Below are 17,301 nucleotides of genomic sequence, written 5' to 3'. Positions count from 1 at the left end.
GCGTCAGAGCCGCTGACATACTGGCCGTCAGAGCAGGCTCGTCACCTGCTGAACCCAAGCTAACTCCCGCCCGGCATCACCGTGAATAGTAAGGTTCCGATCCGCAGCGGAATCGAGGCGGGGCGTCACAAAAAAGCGACAGACGTTGTTAGAACAGATAGTAAGGGAAGCGAAATGATATTGGAAATCAACGACTTGCCATTCTGCAATCAATTGACCGTGAACAGTCGTTGAATTATTGTTCGGCAATGAACGGTGCGCAAGAAGTCCCAATGTTGCTTTAAGTTGCCAATTGTTGCGAAATGTTGCTGAGCCAGAACTAAGCGGTCCGATCGCACCCTTGTCCGGCTCGATCCACGCGAATCGGCGCGTCGGCGAAATGGGCGCGCGGGCGTGTAAGCGCCGCGGCCGACCGGTTCGATGAACTGGGAGGGTGACGTCAGCCTGCCGTGCAGTCGGCCTCGGCGAGCGCCTTGCTGACCGGGGGCTCCAGCGTCGGATCACCGACGAAGGCGCGGAGCATGACGAAGCCGGCGGTCATGGGAAGTTCGACCACGATCGCGTTGTCCAGGGCTGGTTGCGGGTTCTCGCGCAGCCGGAGCACCTGCAGCGGTGTCGCGACGACGAGATCGAGGTCCCGGCGGCCCGCAGTCCGGTCATTCAGGCTGTAGAGATTGTTGCCGCGATCGTCGAACACGGCGGCCGACCAGAAGTCCTCGGTCATCGGCGCAAAGATATGGAGCGGCCGGTCGGCGAGGGAAAAGCGGCAGGCGACATAGGCCATACGCGGGTCGAGGCCGGCGATCGGCGTATCGCCGCCCTCAGCGGGAACCGCGTGGAAGACATCGTCCGGGCCGAGGCGGGCGAGCGCGCCATAGGCATCGCGCGTGGCGAAGTGCGGGACGAGGAGCACCACCGCGATATGGATGATGCCGCCGAGCAGCAGCCCGCCGATGAGATAGAGCGCCAGCCGTTTCATGGACAGCTCACCCTGGTCAAAGCCGGCAGGATCGCATCCTCGACGCCGCTCTCGGAAAGGGGCGTGTCGTAGAGGCGCAGCGTCAGCAGGATCGGACCGCCGCCGGCGGGAAGCCAGTTCCCGGGCTGCACGTTCCGCGCGAGGGTGATGACGAAGCTGCCGTCTTCGCGCCTCAGGATCTCGCGCGAATGAAAGCCGACGCGGCCCGCGGGATTGACGAAGCTCCGTCCGTCGGTGTCGCTCGCCGTCAGCGTCCAGAGCCGGGCGGGCGGCGCCGTCCCCTCGATGCGGTAGGTGCAGCCGCCGTCGAGCACCGCGCCGGCATCGTCCTGCGCCGCGACGAAGGTCAGTCCCTCTCCCGAGCCGAGAGGCGCGACACCCCGCCGGGCCAGCACGGCGCGGAAATAGGGATCGGCCTCGCCGCGTCCGGCTTCCGGCCACGTCACCCAGGCGCCGCGATGCACGGCCCCGAAGGGCGGACCCGCCGACAGCATCCACCAGGCCGTGCCGAAGCCCGTCGCGAGGGCGACAGCGATCGCGACGAGAAGATGGGCGAGAAGACGCACGCGTTTCCCCTGGCGGACGGCTGAGGATACCGGCGGCGCCGATGCTTCGCCAAGATGCGATCCCGAACGATCCGCCCGGTCAGCGATCGACTCGCGCCGCCCGTGTCCGGATCCTCTCAGCCATAGACCGCATCGCGGACGGCGTCGGGATAGGCCCCTCCGACACCGGCCAGCGCGGTATTGGTGAAGGAGACGACGGAGAGGCGGTTGGCGGGATCGACGAACCAGGAATGGCCGTAGACGCCGCCCCACTGCCAGCTGCCGGGGCCATAGGGAGCCCCGCTCGCCGCGGGCGTGTGATGGATCGACCAGCCGAGGCTGAAGCCGCGCCCTTCGACGCCGGTGTAGAGGGAGCCGATGGCGTTGCTGCCGAGAAGATCGACGCTCTCCGGTGACAGGATCGGCGCGCCGCCGCGGCGCACCGCCTCGAGAAAGCGCAGGAAATCGGGCGCCGTTCCGACCATGCCGGCGCCGCCGGAGGGGAAGGCCTCGCGGTCGAAGGCACGGCCCGGCGAGAAGGTCACCCCGCCCTCGGTGCCCATCACGGTGCAGGGATCGCTCATCGGCACCGCCCGCGGCGCGCCGTCGGCATAGGCGGTGGCGAGGCGGTCGGGATTCGAGGGATGGAACTCGGTGTCGGAAAGGCCGAGCGGCCCCGTGACCTTCCGGGCGACGAGCTCGGGCAGGCTCGCGCCGGCCGCCTGCTCCAGGAGGCCGCCGAGCACGTCGATGGCGACGGAATAGAGGAAGGCCGAGCCCGGCGCGAAGGCGAGGGGCTGTGCGGCGATGCGCGCGAGGTTTTCGGCCATGGCGAGCCGCGGCCCCGCGAGGCCCTCGCAGATGCCGGCCGATGCGTCATAGCCGTAGCGAAGGCCGGCGGTATGCGTCAGCAGATGGCGGACGGTGATGACCGGAACGCTGCCATCGGCGAGCGCCGGACGGAACGCGGGCAGGAAACGGGTCACCGGATCGTCGAGCGACAGGATGCCGTCCTCGACCAGCGCCAGCGCGGTCGCCGCCACCATCGGCTTCGTCACCGAGGCGAGGCGGAACACCGTGTCCGTCTGCGTCGGGACCCCGGCCTCGCGGTCCGCATGGCCGGCGGCGCGCGTGAAGACCGGCACGCCGTCATGGGCGACGAGCAGCACGGCGCCGACGATCCTCCCTTCGGCGATGGCGGCATCGACGACCGGATCCAGGCGAGCGGCGAGGGCCTCGGGCGCGAAGCGTTCGAAAGGTTCGGTCACGTCTGCATCTCCGGGGGAAGGTTGGGATCGGGATAGACCGCCGCCGTGAAAGGCTCAAGAGGCGAGCGAACGGTCGGGGCGGCGTGGATTCAGCGGCCGACCGAGACGAGGCGACCGGTGGCTGGCGTGAGGTCGGCGAGGCCGGTCTGGCGCATCGGCCGGGCGGGGCCCCGATCGGTCCGCCGGCTCGCGGCGGGGGCGGCGGCTTCCTGGAACAGGCGGTCGATCTCGACCAGCCGCGCGGTCGTCGCCGCCGACATGACCAGCCGCGCGGTCGTCGCCGCCGACATGACCAGCGGCGCGTCGCTCTCGCCGCCCGTCGCGGCGATGCCGGCGGCCGGGCGCTCGCCATCCTGCGGCGAGGCGTCGAGATAGGGGATCGGCTTCAATGCGACGCCGTTGTGCGCGGCTGTCATCACCTTGTTCCAGGTCTGCGCCGGCAGCGACCCGCCGGTCACCTTGTTCGTCGAGGTGAAGTCGTCGTTGCCGAACCAGACGCCGCCGACATAGTTGCCGGTGAAGCCCACGAACCAGGCGTCGCGATAGGCATTGGTCGTTCCGGTCTTGCCGGCGGTCTTGATGCCCTGCAGCTTGGCGGCGCGCCCCGTGCCGCGCTCGGGCACCTGCGAGAGCATGAAGTTCATCTTGGCGACCGTGTCGGCATCAAGCACCCGCTCAGGGGGCGATGCGTCGCGCTTGCGATCGTAGACGAGGTCGCCCGCGCTGTTGACGATCTGCGTGAAGGCATAGGGCCGCGCCCGGAAGCCGCCATTGGCGAAGACCGCATAGGCCCCGGTCATGTCCAGCACCGTGACCTCGGTGGCGCCGAGCGGCAGCGACTTGGTGTTGAGGATCTTCGTGGTGATGCCCATGCGATGGGCGAGCTCGATGATGGTGTCGCGGCCGACCGCGCCGGCGAGGCGCACCGCGACGGTGTTGAGCGAGTGGATGAGCGCCGTCGTCAGCGAGATGTTGCCCATGAAGCGGCCGCCGTAATTCTTGGGCGACCAGTTGCCGATCGAAATCGGGGCGTCCTTGACGATCGTCTCCGGCGTGTAGCCGTCCCGGACGGCGGCGGCATAGACAAAGGGCTTGAAGGAAGATCCCGGCTGGCGAAGGGCACCGGTGGCGCGGTTGAACTGGCTCTCGCCATAGTCACGCCCGCCTGCCATGGCCCTGACGGCGCCGTCCGGCTCGGCCACGACCATCGCCGCCTGCGAAACGCGGTAGCGCTCGCCGGACTCGCGCAGCGTGCTCTCGACCGCGTCGTCGACCACGCGCTCCAGTCCGGGATCGACCGTGCTGCGCACGATGAGGCTGCGATCACCGTCCGGCACCTGCCGCTTCACCTCCTCGAAGGCCCAGTCGAGGAAGAAGTCCGGCGCCTCGCCGGCATCCTTGCGCACGACGTCGGCGGGGACGCGGCGGGCGGCCAGCACCTGCCCCTCCGTCATGAAGCCGGCATCCACCATGTTGGTCAGCACCTGGTTGGCGCGGGCGCGGGCAGCGGGCAGGTTCACATGCGGCGCATAGCGGGCCGGCGCCTTGTAGAGGCCGGCCAGCATCGCGGATTCGGCGAGGTCGAGGTCGGTGACCTTCTTGCCGAAATAGAACTCGGCCGCCGCGGCGGCGCCGAAAGTACCGCCGCCCATATAGGCGCGATCCAGATAGAGCTGCAGGATATCGTGCTTGGAGAGGTTCGCCTCCAGCCAGATCGCGAGAAAGGCCTCCTTGATCTTGCGATCGAAGGTTCGCTCGTTGGAGAGGAAGAGGTTCTTCGCGAGCTGCTGGGTGATCGACGAGCCGCCCTGGACGACGTCGTCGGAGCGCAGGTTTTCGAACAGCGCGCGCGAGGTGCCGACGATGTCGATGCCGAAATGCGAATAGAACCGGCGGTCCTCGGTGGCGAGCGTCGCCTTGATGAGGCTGTCCGGCATCTGCTCGAGCGCGACGGCATCGGAATGGCGTACACCGCGCTTGCCGATCTCGGTGCCGTAGCGGTCGAGAAAGGTGACGGAGTAGTCCTGCTGGGCCATCCAGTCGCCCCGCGTCGCATCGAAGGCCGGCAGCGCGAGGGTCAGGAGCACGACGCCGGCTCCGGCACCGAGCGTCAGTCCGTCGCCGAGCAGCTCGACCGGAACGCGGAGAAGCCCGCTGACGCGGAAGCGACGCATGAAGCGGGACGCGGCTTCGGCCGCCTCGGAGACGTCGCGCCAGAGATTGTAGACGCCCGAATCGATGAGCGCGTCGATCTCGATCAGCCTCAGACCGCCGCGGCGCCCGAGCATCGGCTGGCCGGACGCCGGGCGTTCGGCCGTCGGCTGCGATTGTGGCGGAGCGGGCAGGGCAGAGGGCGCATCGCTGCCCCGCAGCGAGCGGACGATCTCGCCGGCCGGCTTCTCCGACGCGCCCGGCTCCAGCGGGGCGAGCCTCCCCTTGCCACGCCGGCGCGCAAAGATCGGCCAGGCCATGATAGAGTCCAGAATGCGCGGCACGGCCTGTTCCAGCACAAGCGCCGGGCCGGCTCGCAGAACCCGTTCCAAATCGGAACGGAAAACTGCTAGGACCTCCCGGTCGCAGAGGTTCGATCAAGGATACGCAACTCTCATGCCCGTTCAAAGCAGCGGAGAGACCGGTGGCGCCGAAAGCCCGTTCTGGAAGCGCCTGACGCTCGAGGAGATGAGCAGCGAAGAGTGGGAATCGCTCTGCGACGGCTGCGCGCGTTGCTGCCTCAACAAGCTGGAGGACTGGGACACTGGCGAGATCGTCTGGACGGCGATCGCCTGCGAGCTGCTCGACGACGAGAGCTGCCGCTGCGCCGACTACCCCAACCGGACGACCCGCGTGCCGGACTGCATCCCGCTCGACCCGCATGCCGTGCGCACGCTCACCTGGCTGCCGGCGACCTGCGGCTACCGCCTCGTGGCCGAAGGGCGCGACCTCTATTGGTGGCATCCGCTCGTCTCGGGTGATCCCGAGACCGTGCACGAAGCCGGCATCTCGGTGGCAGGGCGCACGGTAAGCGAAGCCGATATCCCGGTCGAGGAATACGAAGACTTCGTCGTCACCTGGCCGGGCGAGCGGCCGGACTAGTCTCGCCGGGCTCGATGCGGTTACGCCCGCCGCGCTTTGCGCGATAGAGCGCCGCGTCAGCCTCGTCGATCAGCTGGCGCGTGCGCTCCGCCGGACCCGCTGCGACGCCGAAGCTGGCCGTCACGACGCCTCCCGCCGGGAGCGCGCCATGCGCGATGCGCGCCGTCTCGACCGCGCGCCGCATCGCCTCGGCCACGCCGGCCGCCTGCTCGTGGTCCGCCCCGGGCAGCAGGACGAGGAACTCCTCGCCGCCGAAGCGGTAAAGCTCCGCGTGATTGCCGCCGGCCTCTCCGATGAGCGCCGCCACGCGGCGGATGCAGTCGTCGCCCGCCAGATGGCCGTGATGGTCGTTGAAGGCCTTGAAGTGATCGATATCGGCGATCAGGACACCGATGGGCCCGCCCGACGAGGCGAGCGATGCGAGGCTGCGGTCGATCGCACGGCGATTGCCGCGGCCCGTCAGCGGATCGGCGAGCGACAGGCGCTCGAGCGCCTCGGCCTGTCGCTGCTGCGCGAGGCCCTGCAGATAGATGATGCGCTCCTCGCGCTCGAGCGACCAGCAGGCGAGCAGCGCGAAGATCGCTGTCGCCAGCACGAGGCCGCTGGTGTGCAGGGCGATCTGCGGGGGCACGCCCTGTAGCTCGGTGATCGCGACGACATGCAGCGCGAAGCAGGCCGCGCAGATGGCGAGGGTGAATGGGAAGCGCAGCCTCAGCACTGTCGCGGTATACATCACCACCAGGAGCTGCCCATAGGAGAGATGTTCGCGATAGGGCGCATCGGACAGAAGCATCATCAGCGTCAGCGTTGCCGCGGCGACGAGTACGAAGACCGCCACCGCGCCTTCCCGCGCGAAGGGCGGCGGATCGCGGCGCAGCAGCGCGAGGACGGCGATGCCGAGGCCGGTGACCACGAAGCGCAGCGCTGCCGACAGCGCGAGCACATCCGGCAGCATCACCGCGTCGTTCAGGATGAAGAGATCGAACATGGCGACGGCGATGGCGAGGCGCAGGGAGAGGTGGCGACAGCGCTGCCGCCGCGTCTCGGCCTCGTAGCGCCGTTCGAGCGCCGGCGGGAAAGCGAGCCGCACCGAACGCCGGACAAGGGCGTGATCGAGCAGGTCCGCTTCGGCGGCCGGCAAGGGACGCTGGTGCATGACGGCCTTCCGGGGAGAGGGCCGGGATACCCTAGCGGCGAAACCTTGCCGAAGCCTCACGAATGGTCGTCCAGCCCGCCTCCAGATCCCGCGCGATCCGTCTGCTCACGAAATTATGGGCTGCCGCACAGCCCGAGGCTGGGCTAGGCTTTGAATCGATACGATCGCGCCGCCTCCGCCGCGCGCTCCCCGCCCGGCCGCCTGGCGGCCCCAGCCTTTCCGCATTCCCGGAGGACCCCATGGACTACACGCGTCTCGGCCGCACCGGCCTCGAAGTCTCGCGCATCTGCCTCGGCTGCATGAGCTATGGCGATCCGGCCCGCGGCACCCACAGCTGGACGCTGCCGGAGGATCAGAGCCGCCCCTTCATCCGCAAGGCGCTCGACCTCGGCATCAATTTCTTCGATACGGCCAACGGTTATTCGGAGGGGACCAGCGAGGAGATTCTCGGCCGCGCGCTCAAGGAGTTCGCCAGGCGCGACGAGGTGGTGATCGCCACCAAGGTCTATGGCCGCATGCGCCCCGGGCCGAACGGCGCCGGCCTTTCGAGGAAGGCGATCCTCTCCGAGATCGACAACAGCCTGCGCCGGCTCGGCACCGACTATGTCGATCTCTACCAGGTGCATCGCTTCGACTACGCGACGCCGATCGAGGAAACGCTGGAAGCGCTCGAGGATGTCGTGCGCGCCGGCAAGGCCCGCTATATCGGCGCCTCGTCGATGTTCGCCTGGCAGTTCGCCAAGATGCTGGCGCTGCAGGAGAAGAACGGCTGGACCCGCTTCGTCTCGATGCAGAATTACGTCAACCTGCTCTATCGCGAGGAAGAGCGCGAGATGCTGCCGCTCTGCGTCTCGGAGGGCATCGGCGTCATTCCCTGGAGCCCGCTCGCCCGCGGCCGCCTGACGCGCGACTGGGACACCGCGACGGCCCGCGGCGAGAAAGACGAATTCGGCAAGAGCCTCTACGACAAGACGGCCGACGCCGACCGGAAGGTGGTCGAGGCCGTGGCGCATGTGGCGGCGGAGCGCGGCATTCCGCGTGCGCAGGTCGCGCTCGCCTGGGTGCTTCAGAAGTCCCCCGTCGCGGCCCCGATCGTCGGCGCCACCAAGGTGGAGCATCTCGACGATGCCGCAGCCGCTCTTTCGGTGAGGCTCGACGACTACGAGCTCAGCGAGCTCGAGGCGCCCTATGTGCCGCATGCGGTGGTCGGCTTCGCCTGAAGCCCGGCCGACGGGGAGGGCCTCATCCCCGCGCGCCAGGATCGCCGGTTGATCGCGATCAAGGCGCCTGGCTGGCGCTCCGCCATGGTTTCCCCGCCTCAAGACGCGCGGCGGAGCAACACCATGGCGAAGCGCATTCTCATCATCGACGGCCATCCCGATGCGGCGGAGGGCCGACTCTGCCACGCGCTCGCGGCGGCCTATGCCGAGGGCGCTGCCGCCGCCGGCCATGACGCGTCGGTGATCCGCCTCGCGAGCCTCGACATCCCCTTCCTGCGCTCGCAGCAGGAGTTCGAGCACGGCGCCGTTCCCGAGGGGCTGACCGCGGCGGCCGAGGCGCTGCTCGCCGCCGACCATGTCGTGCTCGTCTTCCCGCTGTGGCTCGGCACGATGCCAGCGCTGCTCAAGGCCTTTCTCGAGCAGGTCTTCCGCCCGGGCACGGCCTTCGCCTATCAGGAAAACGGCTTCCCGAAGAAGCTGCTCGCCGGACGCTCGGCCCGCGTCGTCGTCACCATGGGCATGCCGGCGATGATCTATCGCTGGTTCTTCGGCGCCCATGGCGTGCGGGGACTGGAGCGAAATATCCTCGCCTTCACGGGCATGAAGCCGATCCACGAGACACTTTTCGGCAATGTCGAGGGCGCGAGCGAGCAGACGCGCAACGGCTGGCTGGCGCAGATGCGGGAACTGGGGCGGCGGGCGGACTAGGGGCGCGAGCAATCGCCGACGCACGCGCCGGACGCCGGCACCGGCGTGATCCGGGCGCATGGCTGCCCGGCCCTTTGTCGCGAAGTGAGATTGGCGGCGCAACTCCGGCATCCTAGCATTCACGTGACCATCAACTCGGGGAAAATCACGATGGATCCGACATTACTCCTCCGCCGGCCGGCCGCGCTCGCGGCGGGCCTGATGCTGCTCGGCGCGGCTTCGGCCCTGGCCGAGACGCCGACCTATTCCGCAGACGTCCCGGCCAAGATCACGACGCCCGAGAGCGTCGAGACGCGGCTGGGGACGCTGCGCTTCAAGCATGGCGCGCCGGACGCGGCGACGGTCAAGCTCGTCTACGACAATCTCGATTTCTCGCGCGGCGTCGAGGCCTTCATGGAGGGCATGCCGGCCACCTCGGTCCGCGCCGTCTGCAACGGCCTCGAGGCCGCCGGCGCCAAGGCGAACCAGGGCGTCGCCATCACCGAAGGCCTGATGGACGCGCGCACGCTGTTCCTGACGCCGAACACGACCACCGTCTAGGCCCTTGCCTGCATTGATCTTTCCGCCGGGCCGACGGTGCTCAAGGTGCCGACCGGCGTGCTCGGCCCGGTCGATGACGGCTATTTCCGCTGGGTGACCGATATCGGGCTGACGGGGCCGGATGCGGGCAAGGGCGGGCGCTATCTCTTCCTGCCGCCGGGCTGGAAGGGCGAGGTCCCGGCGGAGGGCTATTTCGTCAAGGAGCCGCGCACCAACACGCTGCTCGTCTTCTTCCGCGTCTTCGTGAAGGACGGCGACATCGCCGCGTCCGTCGCCCATGCCAAGGCGGGAACGAACATCCATCCGCTCGGCGCGTCGACCGAGAGCGGCGAAACGCCGAAGGCGACATTCGTCAACATTTCCGGCGCAAAATTCAACACGATCAGCGCAAACGACGTGAGCTTCTACGACGAGCTGAACGAGGTGGTGCAGCGCGAGCCGGCCGACTTCGTCGAGCCCGACCTCGTCGGCCTCTTCGCCTCGATCGGCATCGCCAAGGGCAAGCCCTTCGCCCCCGACGAGCGGATGAAGACGATCCTCGCCGACGCGGTGGCGGTCGGCAACGCGACGGCGCGCACGATCCTCTTCGACAGCCGCGATCCGGGCACGAAATTCTACCCCGACCGGCAGTGGTTCACCCCCTTCGTGGGCGGCAGCTACCAGTTCCTCGACGGCGCAGCGCGGCTGCTCGACGCGAAGGCGATGTTCTTCTACTACGCGACCGGCATCACCCCGGCGATGGCCTATTCCAAGGTCGGCTCCGGCTCGGCCTATGCCGGCTCGTTCAAGGACGCGAAGGGCAATGTCCTCGATGGCGGCAAGACCTACAAGGTGACGCTGCCCGGTCCGGTGCCGGCCAAGGAGTTCTGGTCGTTCGTCGTCTATGACAACGAGACCCGCTCGCTGCTGGAGACCGACCAGAAGACCGCCGGCGTCGACAGCAACCACCCGAACCTCAAGACCAGCGCCGACGGATCGGTGACGATCTGGTTCGGCCCCAAGGCGCCGGAAGGCCAGGAAGATAACTGGGTCCAGACCATGCCCGGCAAGGGCTGGAACACGCTGCTCCGCCTCTACGGCCCGCTGGAACCCTGGTTCGACAAGAGCTGGAAGCCGGGGGATATCGAACTGGTGGAGTAGGGGGAGGGAAGGATGGGGGCGGCCGCTGAGGGAGGGCGGCCGCCGCCTTGCCGTTCGGGATACGGAGGTATTGCGGACAGTGGAATTCCGACGCGGTTTTCGGACCGAGGCCGGAACCCGGTCAATTCCAATGAAACTGGCGGAGACGACGTCGGGAAAGCGTTCGTTTTGGGGACACGAGCAAACATCTATAGTCGAGCCATTGCTGAGGTCCGGAATGTCTGCTCTCGTACGAAATGGAACACGGATCATATGATACCCGCCGAAGTGCGTGCCTGCGCTCTCAGTTCGGCGTAGCCTTCCTTATATCGATCAATCGATCCGCGTTCCGCCGATATCGTCGAGCCAATGGCGCCGAGCCTGGGGCAAGAATTTGGCCCCGTCTGCTAGTCGTCATCGAAATTGATTGGGAGGGAATGCGTGGAAGCTTCACCAGCGCAGGTTATCCAGTACTTCAATGGCGAAAAGCAGAACCTGATTCCACTGTTCCAGCGCCCGTACTCCTGGCGCCTGCCAAACTGGAAGACTCTGTGGGACGACATGCTCGTTCAGTACGATGCTGACGAAAAGTCGGCGCACTTCATGGGCACGATAGTCTCCGTCCCGGCGCGTAGTGTGCCGGTAGGCGTTAGCAAATATCTGATCATCGACGGTCAGCAGCGCCTGACGACGGTCTCAATCCTGCTAGCGGCGCTACGCGATACGCTCGACAAGAACTCGTCCGACCGTATCCAGGAGGTCTATCTCACGAACCGGTTCCGAGAGCCGGAGGACACGCTAAAGTTTGTTCCCACGCAGATTGATCGCGACCGCTACCGTGCGATCATACTGGATCGCGTGGTCCCCGACGATCAAAGTCTGATGTCCGAAGCATATGCCTACTTCAAGAACCAACTGCTTCGCGGCCTTGATCCCAACGGTGATGCCATCGACCGCGCCAAGGTGCTGACGACTGTCGAGCGTGCGTTGCAGGTGGTTATGATCAACTTGGGGGACGACGACGACCCTTACCTTATCTTCGAAAGCCTAAATTTTAAGGGTGAGCCGCTCACCCAAGCCGACTTGGTCCGAAACTACATTCTGATGCGCTTTCGTCACTCAATGTCAACCGGGGGTGATCAAGAGCGCATTTACACCAAGTATTGGGCGCCGATGGAGCAGCGGCTCGGTGATAACATTACGGAGTTCCTTCGGCACTACGCGATGAAAGGCGGCGATAACGTCTACCAGCGCGGCATATACGCAGCGACGAAGGCCCTCCTAAAGGGTATGCAGGAACCAGCTGACGTCGAGGCTGAATTGGGTCGGATGACGAACTTCTCAGTCATTTACGCCAGCATCCTCGATCCGTCCCTCGAACAGACGCCTTCGATCCGGAAGCGTCTCATGAACTTGAGAAGCCTGGATGTCGGCACCTCCTACCCGTTGCTCCTTCGGCTATTTGAGGCGCGAAATGCCGGCACCATCAGCTCAGAAGATCTGGAAAAGTGCCTTGATCTGGTGGAGTCCTTCGTCGTCCGTCGGGCGGTTTGCGTGGTACCCACCAACGCTCTCAACAAACTCTTTCTTCAATGGGCACGGCAGTTTCCTCGGGAGAATCATGTCTCGTGGCTACACGTAGCGATGTCGACTGGAGCGGGTGGTCGGCGTTTCCCGAACGACGCGGAGTTCGGCGAGAACTTCAAGAATTTTGCGCAGTACGGGCGGGGCTACACCCGTTATGTGCTGCTCCGACTTGAAGAGGCTTTCGGTCACAGGGAGCGGGTCGATCTGACCAACGCGACGATCGAGCACATCATGCCGCAGACCATGACTGCGGAATGGGAGAACGAGATTGGCTTGCACGCGGACTCCGTGCATGCACGCCTAAAGGACACCTTTGGCAATCTTTCGCTGACTGCCTACAATACTGAGTTGGGCAACCTGCCGTTTCGGGAGAAAAAGGCGAAGCTGGCCAACACTCACATCGAACTAAATCGCTTCGTGCTCGATCGAGCGCAATGGGACGAAACCGCAATCAAACACCGCGCTGAAACCCTGTTTTCGAAGGCCGAAGCGCTGTGGCGGGGACCGATCGAGTCAACTGCCGCGGCCACGCCAATGCCGGAAGCGAAGGCCGAATAGCCAAGCCATATTCTATGATGTGGTGAGCATGCGCTGTTGGCGCCAAGTCGCCAAGTCATTCCAGCCTCAAATGTCCCGAAAACGGTCGTTTTCTGAACGAGCCAACCATCTCGTTTATCTGTCATGGCCGCGCTTTTCGTAGCCATCCACGTCTTGCTGCCTGCTAGCCGCGCCCCACAGAGAAAGACGTGGATGCCCGGGACGAGCCCGGGCATGACGGTGGAGGGGGCGCGGCATGTCGCGCGGCTTGTCGCGGCGGGGGTCGGGGTCAGGGCCGGACCATGACTGCGTCATCGCTGGCCAGATCCACTGAGGCCAGTTGCTTGGCGTGTGAAAAGGGATCGGCGAGACAGAGAAAGATCGGCGCGCGCTTTAGTCCGACCGTGGGTCCCGATCCTCTGAATTCGAGAGCCGTCGATCAACAGATGGCCGATGCGGCCTCGCGTTTTCCAGGACCGTTCACGGGCTGGCCCCGACGGCAAAGCCGGCATCGACGTGCTGGACGATTTCCTCGATCCTGAACAGGAGCTCCTCCCGGGCGGCGAGGAAGCTCTTCTCGTCCTCGCATCGCAAATAGGCGAAGACCTCGATATCCTTCGAGAAGGCGCCATAGCCGACGAAGCGGACGTGGCAGCTCTCGGGCACCACGAGCGGATCGGCGGCGAGGAGAGCGCGGAGCTCCGCGAGCAGACGGCGCATCTGCTCGATCGTCGTGTCATGGCGGATATGCAGCAGCGTCTTCAGAAGGCGCAGGCGGCGCGCCGTGAAATTGTCGAGATGCATCTGCGAGAATTCGCTGTTGGGAACGGTGACGAGGCTCTGCTCCAATGTGCGGATGCGCGTCGAGCGCAGCCCGATTTCCTCGACCGTCCCGACATTCTCGCCATAGCGGCAAAAGTCGCCGACCCGCACCGGCCGGTCGGCGAACAGCGTCAGCCCGCCGATGATGTTTTCCAGAGTGTGCCTCACCGCGAGGGCGATGGCGAGGCCGCCCGCGCCGAGACCGGCCACCAGGGGCGCGATCGGAATCCCGATCCGGCTGGCCGCGAAAGCGACGAGGAGGATCATGAAGCAGAGGCTGATCAGGCGGAACAGCATCCGCGTCATGGCCGCATCGAGATGCGACCGTCCGTCCGATCCGTATCTGAGCCCGCCGATCGCATCGGCGAGTCTGTTCGACAGCACGAACACCAGCCAGGCGAGCCCTGCCGCCTGAATGGCGAGGACGAAGAAGCCGGTGATCTCCATGGGGAGTTCGAGAAGGCCGATCACGTTCTCGGCAAGGTTTTCGAAAAGCTCCGCCATGGCGACGACGAGGATCAGCGCGGCCGGCGTCCCGAAGCGGAGCCAAGGGCTGTTCGAGCGTCGTCTGGCGTCCCAACGGATTCCGGCGCGCAGGATGACCGCGACGAGCGGCAGGCAGACGGCGATGAGAACCACCAGCGCGATCCACTGCCATATGGCATGCCCGGCGGCCACGCTGGTCGCCCAGACGGGCAGCGTGTCGCGAAACCTCTCGGGCACCCAGTCGCCGGGGCTCGACAGCACGTCCTCATAGATGCCGGCGAGCGCCCCGGGCTGGTAGGGCACGTCCTTCACGAGGTCGTAATAGGCGTGAAGGTCCTCGACGGTCTCCTTCGAGAACAGATATTCGCCGGCGCGCGGCCCCTCGGTGATCTTCACGATCTCGAGCCGGGTGTTGGGGATCACCCAGCGTGTCAGCTCGTCGTCCCTGTCAGACGAAAGATCGGCATCGCCGGGGATGTCCGCCAGCGGCGGGAGCTGCACGCGGTCGAGCACCTCGCTCAGCAGCGCCATGTCGATCAGCGTCGCCGCGCCATAGCCGAGGGCCGGCACGTCGCTGAAGTCGATGGTGTCACGCGCGCGCGCCAGCGCCCGGTCGATCACGTCGCGGCTCTTGCCGCTCCGCCAGGCCTCCGCACTGTCACGGAACTCGCGGAGAAACGTGCTCAGCGTGTCGCGCGGGCTGGACGTGTCGGCGGCCCGAAGCGGAAAGGCGTCCTCGACCGCCTGGGCCGGAACGGCCTCTGCCCTGGCGGCTGACGCGCTGCAGACGACCAAGACCCACAGCATCGCGACACGGCAGATCAGTCGCAGGCAATTCAGTCCGGTCAAGGGATTCTCCGATCTGGTGCCGGGGGAACACCGCGAAGCCGAGGGAGCGTCGGTTTCATCCTGACCCGACACCGCGCGCGAAGCCGCGGCGCCGCTGGATACCAGATCGAATTGACGGGCGTGGAGCGCGTGGATCCTGGGCCGACCATTCTCGACAAGCTGCCCCCCGGGCCGGCACTCGCGACGCCTCGCCGCCTCAGGCCCGGGCCCATCGTTCCGATTTCGGCGGCAATGACAAGCGTTGAAAACCTCCGACGTTCCGGGGCCGGGCGTGATGATCGAGGGTGCGCGGTGTGTGGCGGCGGAGGGCAGGGGGCGGCGGCTGGCGCGGAGGCTTCCTACCAGCCGAAGGTGACGGCGGCGCCGGTGCTGGCGTTGCCTTGCTGGGTGATGGCGCTCCTCGTGCCGCGGCCGAACTGGAAGAGGCCGTAGGAATTGCCGTTGCCGCGCTGGTCGATGGTGCCTTCATGGCCTTCGCCGCGCTGGGTGACGAGGCCGAGATTGCCGCTGCCGTTCTGCGCGACGCCGGCGCTGTTGCCGCGCCCCTTTTGGTCGATGCGCGCGCCGCCGTTCTTCAGGCCGTTATAGAGCCCATAGGCGCGCAGCCCGAAATCCATCAGCTGCGCCTGCTGCGCGTCGCGCGGCGAAAGAGTGAGCGCGATCGAGCCGCCGGCCTCGGCCGGCGTCGTCAGCGCCGGCGCCGCGATGAGGGCGGCGAGGGCGGCGGCGAGGAGGGTGCGGGTCTGGCTGGTCATCTTTCTTCTCCCGTGATGGATGGGTTGACGGTGAGGCGCGGATCGTGGCGCGCGGGCTAGAGAGCGCCGCCGACCTTGCCGGCGCAGACGGCCTTGCCGCCGCCCGCCGACACTTCGAGCCTCGCGCGATAGACGCCGCCGCCATCGAGGCTCACCTGGCCGAGGCTGGTGGCGCGGCCGGGCGGGGCGGTGAAGCCGCCGCCCTGGCTGATGGTCGACGAATTGCCGGAGCCGCCGCCCGCGAGCGTCAGGGAATAGCTGCCGCTCGCCCCCGAAGCCGCGCTCACCATCGGCTCCAGCATCAGCTGGCCGCGCGCGCGGCTCTGGCGGATCTCGCAGGAGAGCGCCGCCGTGCCGGCGCCGGCGAGCGTGCCGGCGCTTCCTCCGCTGCCGGCGCCTGCCCCGCTGCCGGCTGCCGCGAGGTTTGCCGGGATGCATCCGGCTGCGAGGGCGGCGCCGGCCAGCACGAGGGCGCCGAGCGCCAGCGGGCGGCGGGTGGCGCGCATCGGGATGGGGTTGGTCAGGCTCGGCTTCGTCATGGCTTTTCTCCCGGTTGGGCGGTGGCGAAAGCGGCTAGGGGCAGCTCTGCACGAAGGCGGCGACATTGCCGTTGCCGCCCTGCGCGACATCGGCGGCGCAGCCATTGCCCACCTGCACGCCGGCCGCGATGTTGCCGTTGCCGTCCTGCGTCAGGATGGCGGTGTGGTTGCTGCCGAACTGGCCGATGCCGGCGGCGTTGCGGTTGCCCGTCTGGTAGGTCGCGGCGGAATTGCGCCAGCCTTCCTGGCCGATGACGGAGAGATTGCGCCCGCCATACTGCTGCGCGGTGGCGCCGTTCCAGTTGCCGCCCTGATGCACGCGGATGCGGTTGCTCCAGCCGTTCTGCGCGCCGCCGGCGCTGTTGCCCCAGCCATACTGGTCGATGCGCACGTCGTTGGCGGCGGCCGGCAGCGCGGCGGCGAGGCTGAGCGCAGCGGCGGAAAGGCCGAGCGCGGCGGCGGCGAGGGTGGTCTTGACGAGAGAAGTGCGGATCATCGGGGCTCTCCATCGTTGCGGCGCTTGCCGCGGGTTGATGGAAGCTGTTCTAGAAGGGCGCCGCGGAACCGGACCTGAAGGCGGCGTTCACCGGGCGTTCAGCCGCCGGACGCCCGCGGCGATGCCATGCGAAGGAGCGATCCCGATGACCCACACCGCCTCCTGCCTCTGCGGCGATGTCCGCCTCGTCGTCAGCGGCGAGCCGTATCGCGTCGGGGTCTGCCACTGCATGGACTGCCGCAAGCATCATGGCGCGCTGTTCCATGCCTCGGCCATCTTCCCCGAAGGCGCGGTGACCATCAGCGGCGAGACGCGCGATTATCGCGGCCGGCATTTCTGCCCCCGCTGCGGCGCGTCGCTCTTCGGCGTCAGCGGCGACGAGGTCGAGGTCAATCTCGGCGCCTTCGACGCGCCGGACGCCTTCCGCCCGACCTATGAACTCTGGACCATCCGCCGCGAGCGCTTCCTGCCTTCCTTCCCGGGGCTCCGCCTCTACGAGCGCGACCGGCCGGACGGGGCGCCGCGCGCGGAGGGTTGAGCGACCAGCGAGAGCGCGGCGGCAGGCGGGGTTTCCTCGGGAGAGCGGCGCCTCGAGGACACCA

At 67.1% G+C, this 17,301-nt stretch carries 16 protein-coding genes; 7 read left to right on the top strand and 9 right to left on the bottom strand.

Translation table 11 applies throughout. The annotated features are described in order from the left end of the window. Positions 1 to 439: 439 nt before the first annotated feature. The 4 genes from QO015_RS06030 to QO015_RS06015 form a co-directional block, all read right to left on the bottom strand. The gene (locus QO015_RS06030; RefSeq protein WP_266280813.1) at positions 440 to 979 is read right to left on the bottom strand and encodes a DUF1254 domain-containing protein; all 540 of its coding nucleotides are present in this window, start codon (positions 977 to 979) and stop codon (positions 440 to 442) included. Then, positions 976 to 1,545 carry a DUF1214 domain-containing protein gene (locus QO015_RS06025; protein WP_266280814.1) on the bottom strand — a complete coding sequence of 190 codons (570 nt, stop codon included), beginning with the start codon at positions 1,543 to 1,545 and terminating at the stop codon, positions 976 to 978. Before QO015_RS06025 ends, QO015_RS06030 begins: the two co-directional genes overlap by 4 nt. 116 nt (positions 1,546 to 1,661) lie before the next feature. Continuing rightward, a complete protein-coding gene (locus QO015_RS06020; protein WP_266280815.1) occupies positions 1,662 to 2,792 on the bottom strand; it encodes a serine hydrolase domain-containing protein in 1,131 nt (376 codons plus the stop codon). A gap of 89 nt (positions 2,793 to 2,881) precedes the next feature. After that, positions 2,882 to 5,080 (bottom strand): transglycosylase domain-containing protein, encoded by a 2,199-nt coding sequence (locus tag QO015_RS06015; RefSeq protein ID WP_266282435.1) that lies wholly within the window; start codon positions 5,078 to 5,080, stop codon positions 2,882 to 2,884. Positions 5,081 to 5,399: 319 nt separating this feature from the next. Between QO015_RS06015 and QO015_RS06010 the strand changes: the two genes are divergently transcribed. Continuing rightward, the gene (locus tag QO015_RS06010; RefSeq protein WP_266280816.1) at positions 5,400 to 5,885 is read left to right on the top strand and encodes a YcgN family cysteine cluster protein; all 486 of its coding nucleotides are present in this window, start codon (positions 5,400 to 5,402) and stop codon (positions 5,883 to 5,885) included. Here the strand turns inward: QO015_RS06010 and QO015_RS06005 are convergent. Then, positions 5,857 to 7,041 carry a GGDEF domain-containing protein gene (locus QO015_RS06005; protein ID WP_266280817.1) on the bottom strand — a complete coding sequence of 395 codons (1,185 nt, stop codon included), beginning with the start codon at positions 7,039 to 7,041 and terminating at the stop codon, positions 5,857 to 5,859. The two genes, QO015_RS06010 and QO015_RS06005, sit on opposite strands and share 29 nt — an antisense overlap. Before the next feature lie 239 nt (positions 7,042 to 7,280). On the opposite strand from QO015_RS06005, the gene QO015_RS06000 reads away from it, so the two are divergent. The 5 genes from QO015_RS06000 (at position 7,281) to QO015_RS05980 (ending at position 12,773) form a co-directional block, all read left to right on the top strand. Then, entirely contained in the window at positions 7,281 to 8,261 is a 981-nt protein-coding gene (locus tag QO015_RS06000) for an aldo/keto reductase (protein ID WP_266280818.1), read from the top strand. A 123-nt stretch (positions 8,262 to 8,384) separates the two neighbouring features. Beyond that, positions 8,385 to 8,969 (top strand): NAD(P)H-dependent oxidoreductase, encoded by a 585-nt coding sequence (locus tag QO015_RS05995; protein ID WP_266280819.1) that lies wholly within the window; start codon positions 8,385 to 8,387, stop codon positions 8,967 to 8,969. 150 nt (positions 8,970 to 9,119) lie between these two features. Then, on the top strand, positions 9,120 to 9,509 hold the full coding sequence (locus QO015_RS05990) for a hypothetical protein (protein WP_266280820.1): 390 nt from the start codon (positions 9,120 to 9,122) through the stop codon (positions 9,507 to 9,509). 12 nt (positions 9,510 to 9,521) lie between these two features. Further along, positions 9,522 to 10,649, top strand: coding sequence for a DUF1254 domain-containing protein (locus QO015_RS05985; RefSeq protein ID WP_266282437.1), 1,128 nt, complete (start codon positions 9,522 to 9,524; stop codon positions 10,647 to 10,649). Positions 10,650 to 11,069: 420 nt separating this feature from the next. Beyond that, positions 11,070 to 12,773 (top strand): DUF262 domain-containing protein, encoded by a 1,704-nt coding sequence (locus tag QO015_RS05980; protein ID WP_266280821.1) that lies wholly within the window; start codon positions 11,070 to 11,072, stop codon positions 12,771 to 12,773. Positions 12,774 to 13,232: 459 nt separating this feature from the next. On the opposite strand, the gene QO015_RS05975 is transcribed toward QO015_RS05980, so the two are convergent. The 4 genes from QO015_RS05975 to QO015_RS05960 all read right to left on the bottom strand — a co-directional run bounded on the left by QO015_RS05975 (position 13,233) and on the right by QO015_RS05960 (position 16,699). Next, positions 13,233 to 14,909, bottom strand: a complete 1,677-nt coding sequence (locus QO015_RS05975) for a mechanosensitive ion channel family protein (RefSeq protein ID WP_266280822.1) — start codon at positions 14,907 to 14,909, stop codon at positions 13,233 to 13,235. Positions 14,910 to 15,247: 338 nt separating this feature from the next. Continuing rightward, the gene (locus tag QO015_RS05970) at positions 15,248 to 15,664 is read right to left on the bottom strand and encodes a curlin (RefSeq protein ID WP_266280824.1); all 417 of its coding nucleotides are present in this window, start codon (positions 15,662 to 15,664) and stop codon (positions 15,248 to 15,250) included. 56 nt (positions 15,665 to 15,720) lie between these two features. Continuing rightward, positions 15,721 to 16,203, bottom strand: a complete 483-nt coding sequence (csgH, locus tag QO015_RS05965) for a curli-like amyloid fiber formation chaperone CsgH (protein ID WP_266280825.1) — start codon at positions 16,201 to 16,203, stop codon at positions 15,721 to 15,723. A gap of 34 nt (positions 16,204 to 16,237) precedes the next feature. Next, positions 16,238 to 16,699, bottom strand: coding sequence for a curlin (locus tag QO015_RS05960; RefSeq protein ID WP_266280826.1), 462 nt, complete (start codon positions 16,697 to 16,699; stop codon positions 16,238 to 16,240). 145 nt (positions 16,700 to 16,844) lie between these two features. On the opposite strand from QO015_RS05960, the gene QO015_RS05955 reads away from it, so the two are divergent. Beyond that, positions 16,845 to 17,237, top strand: coding sequence for a GFA family protein (locus QO015_RS05955; protein ID WP_266280827.1), 393 nt, complete (start codon positions 16,845 to 16,847; stop codon positions 17,235 to 17,237). The last annotated feature ends 64 nt before the right edge of the window (positions 17,238 to 17,301 follow it).

The sequence above is a fragment of the Kaistia geumhonensis genome (genome assembly GCF_030815145.1).
GTDB lineage: Bacteria > Pseudomonadota > Alphaproteobacteria > Rhizobiales > Kaistiaceae > Kaistia > Kaistia geumhonensis.
Note: the sequence above shows the minus strand (reverse complement) of the source record. Positions and strands in the feature narration are given on the sequence as shown.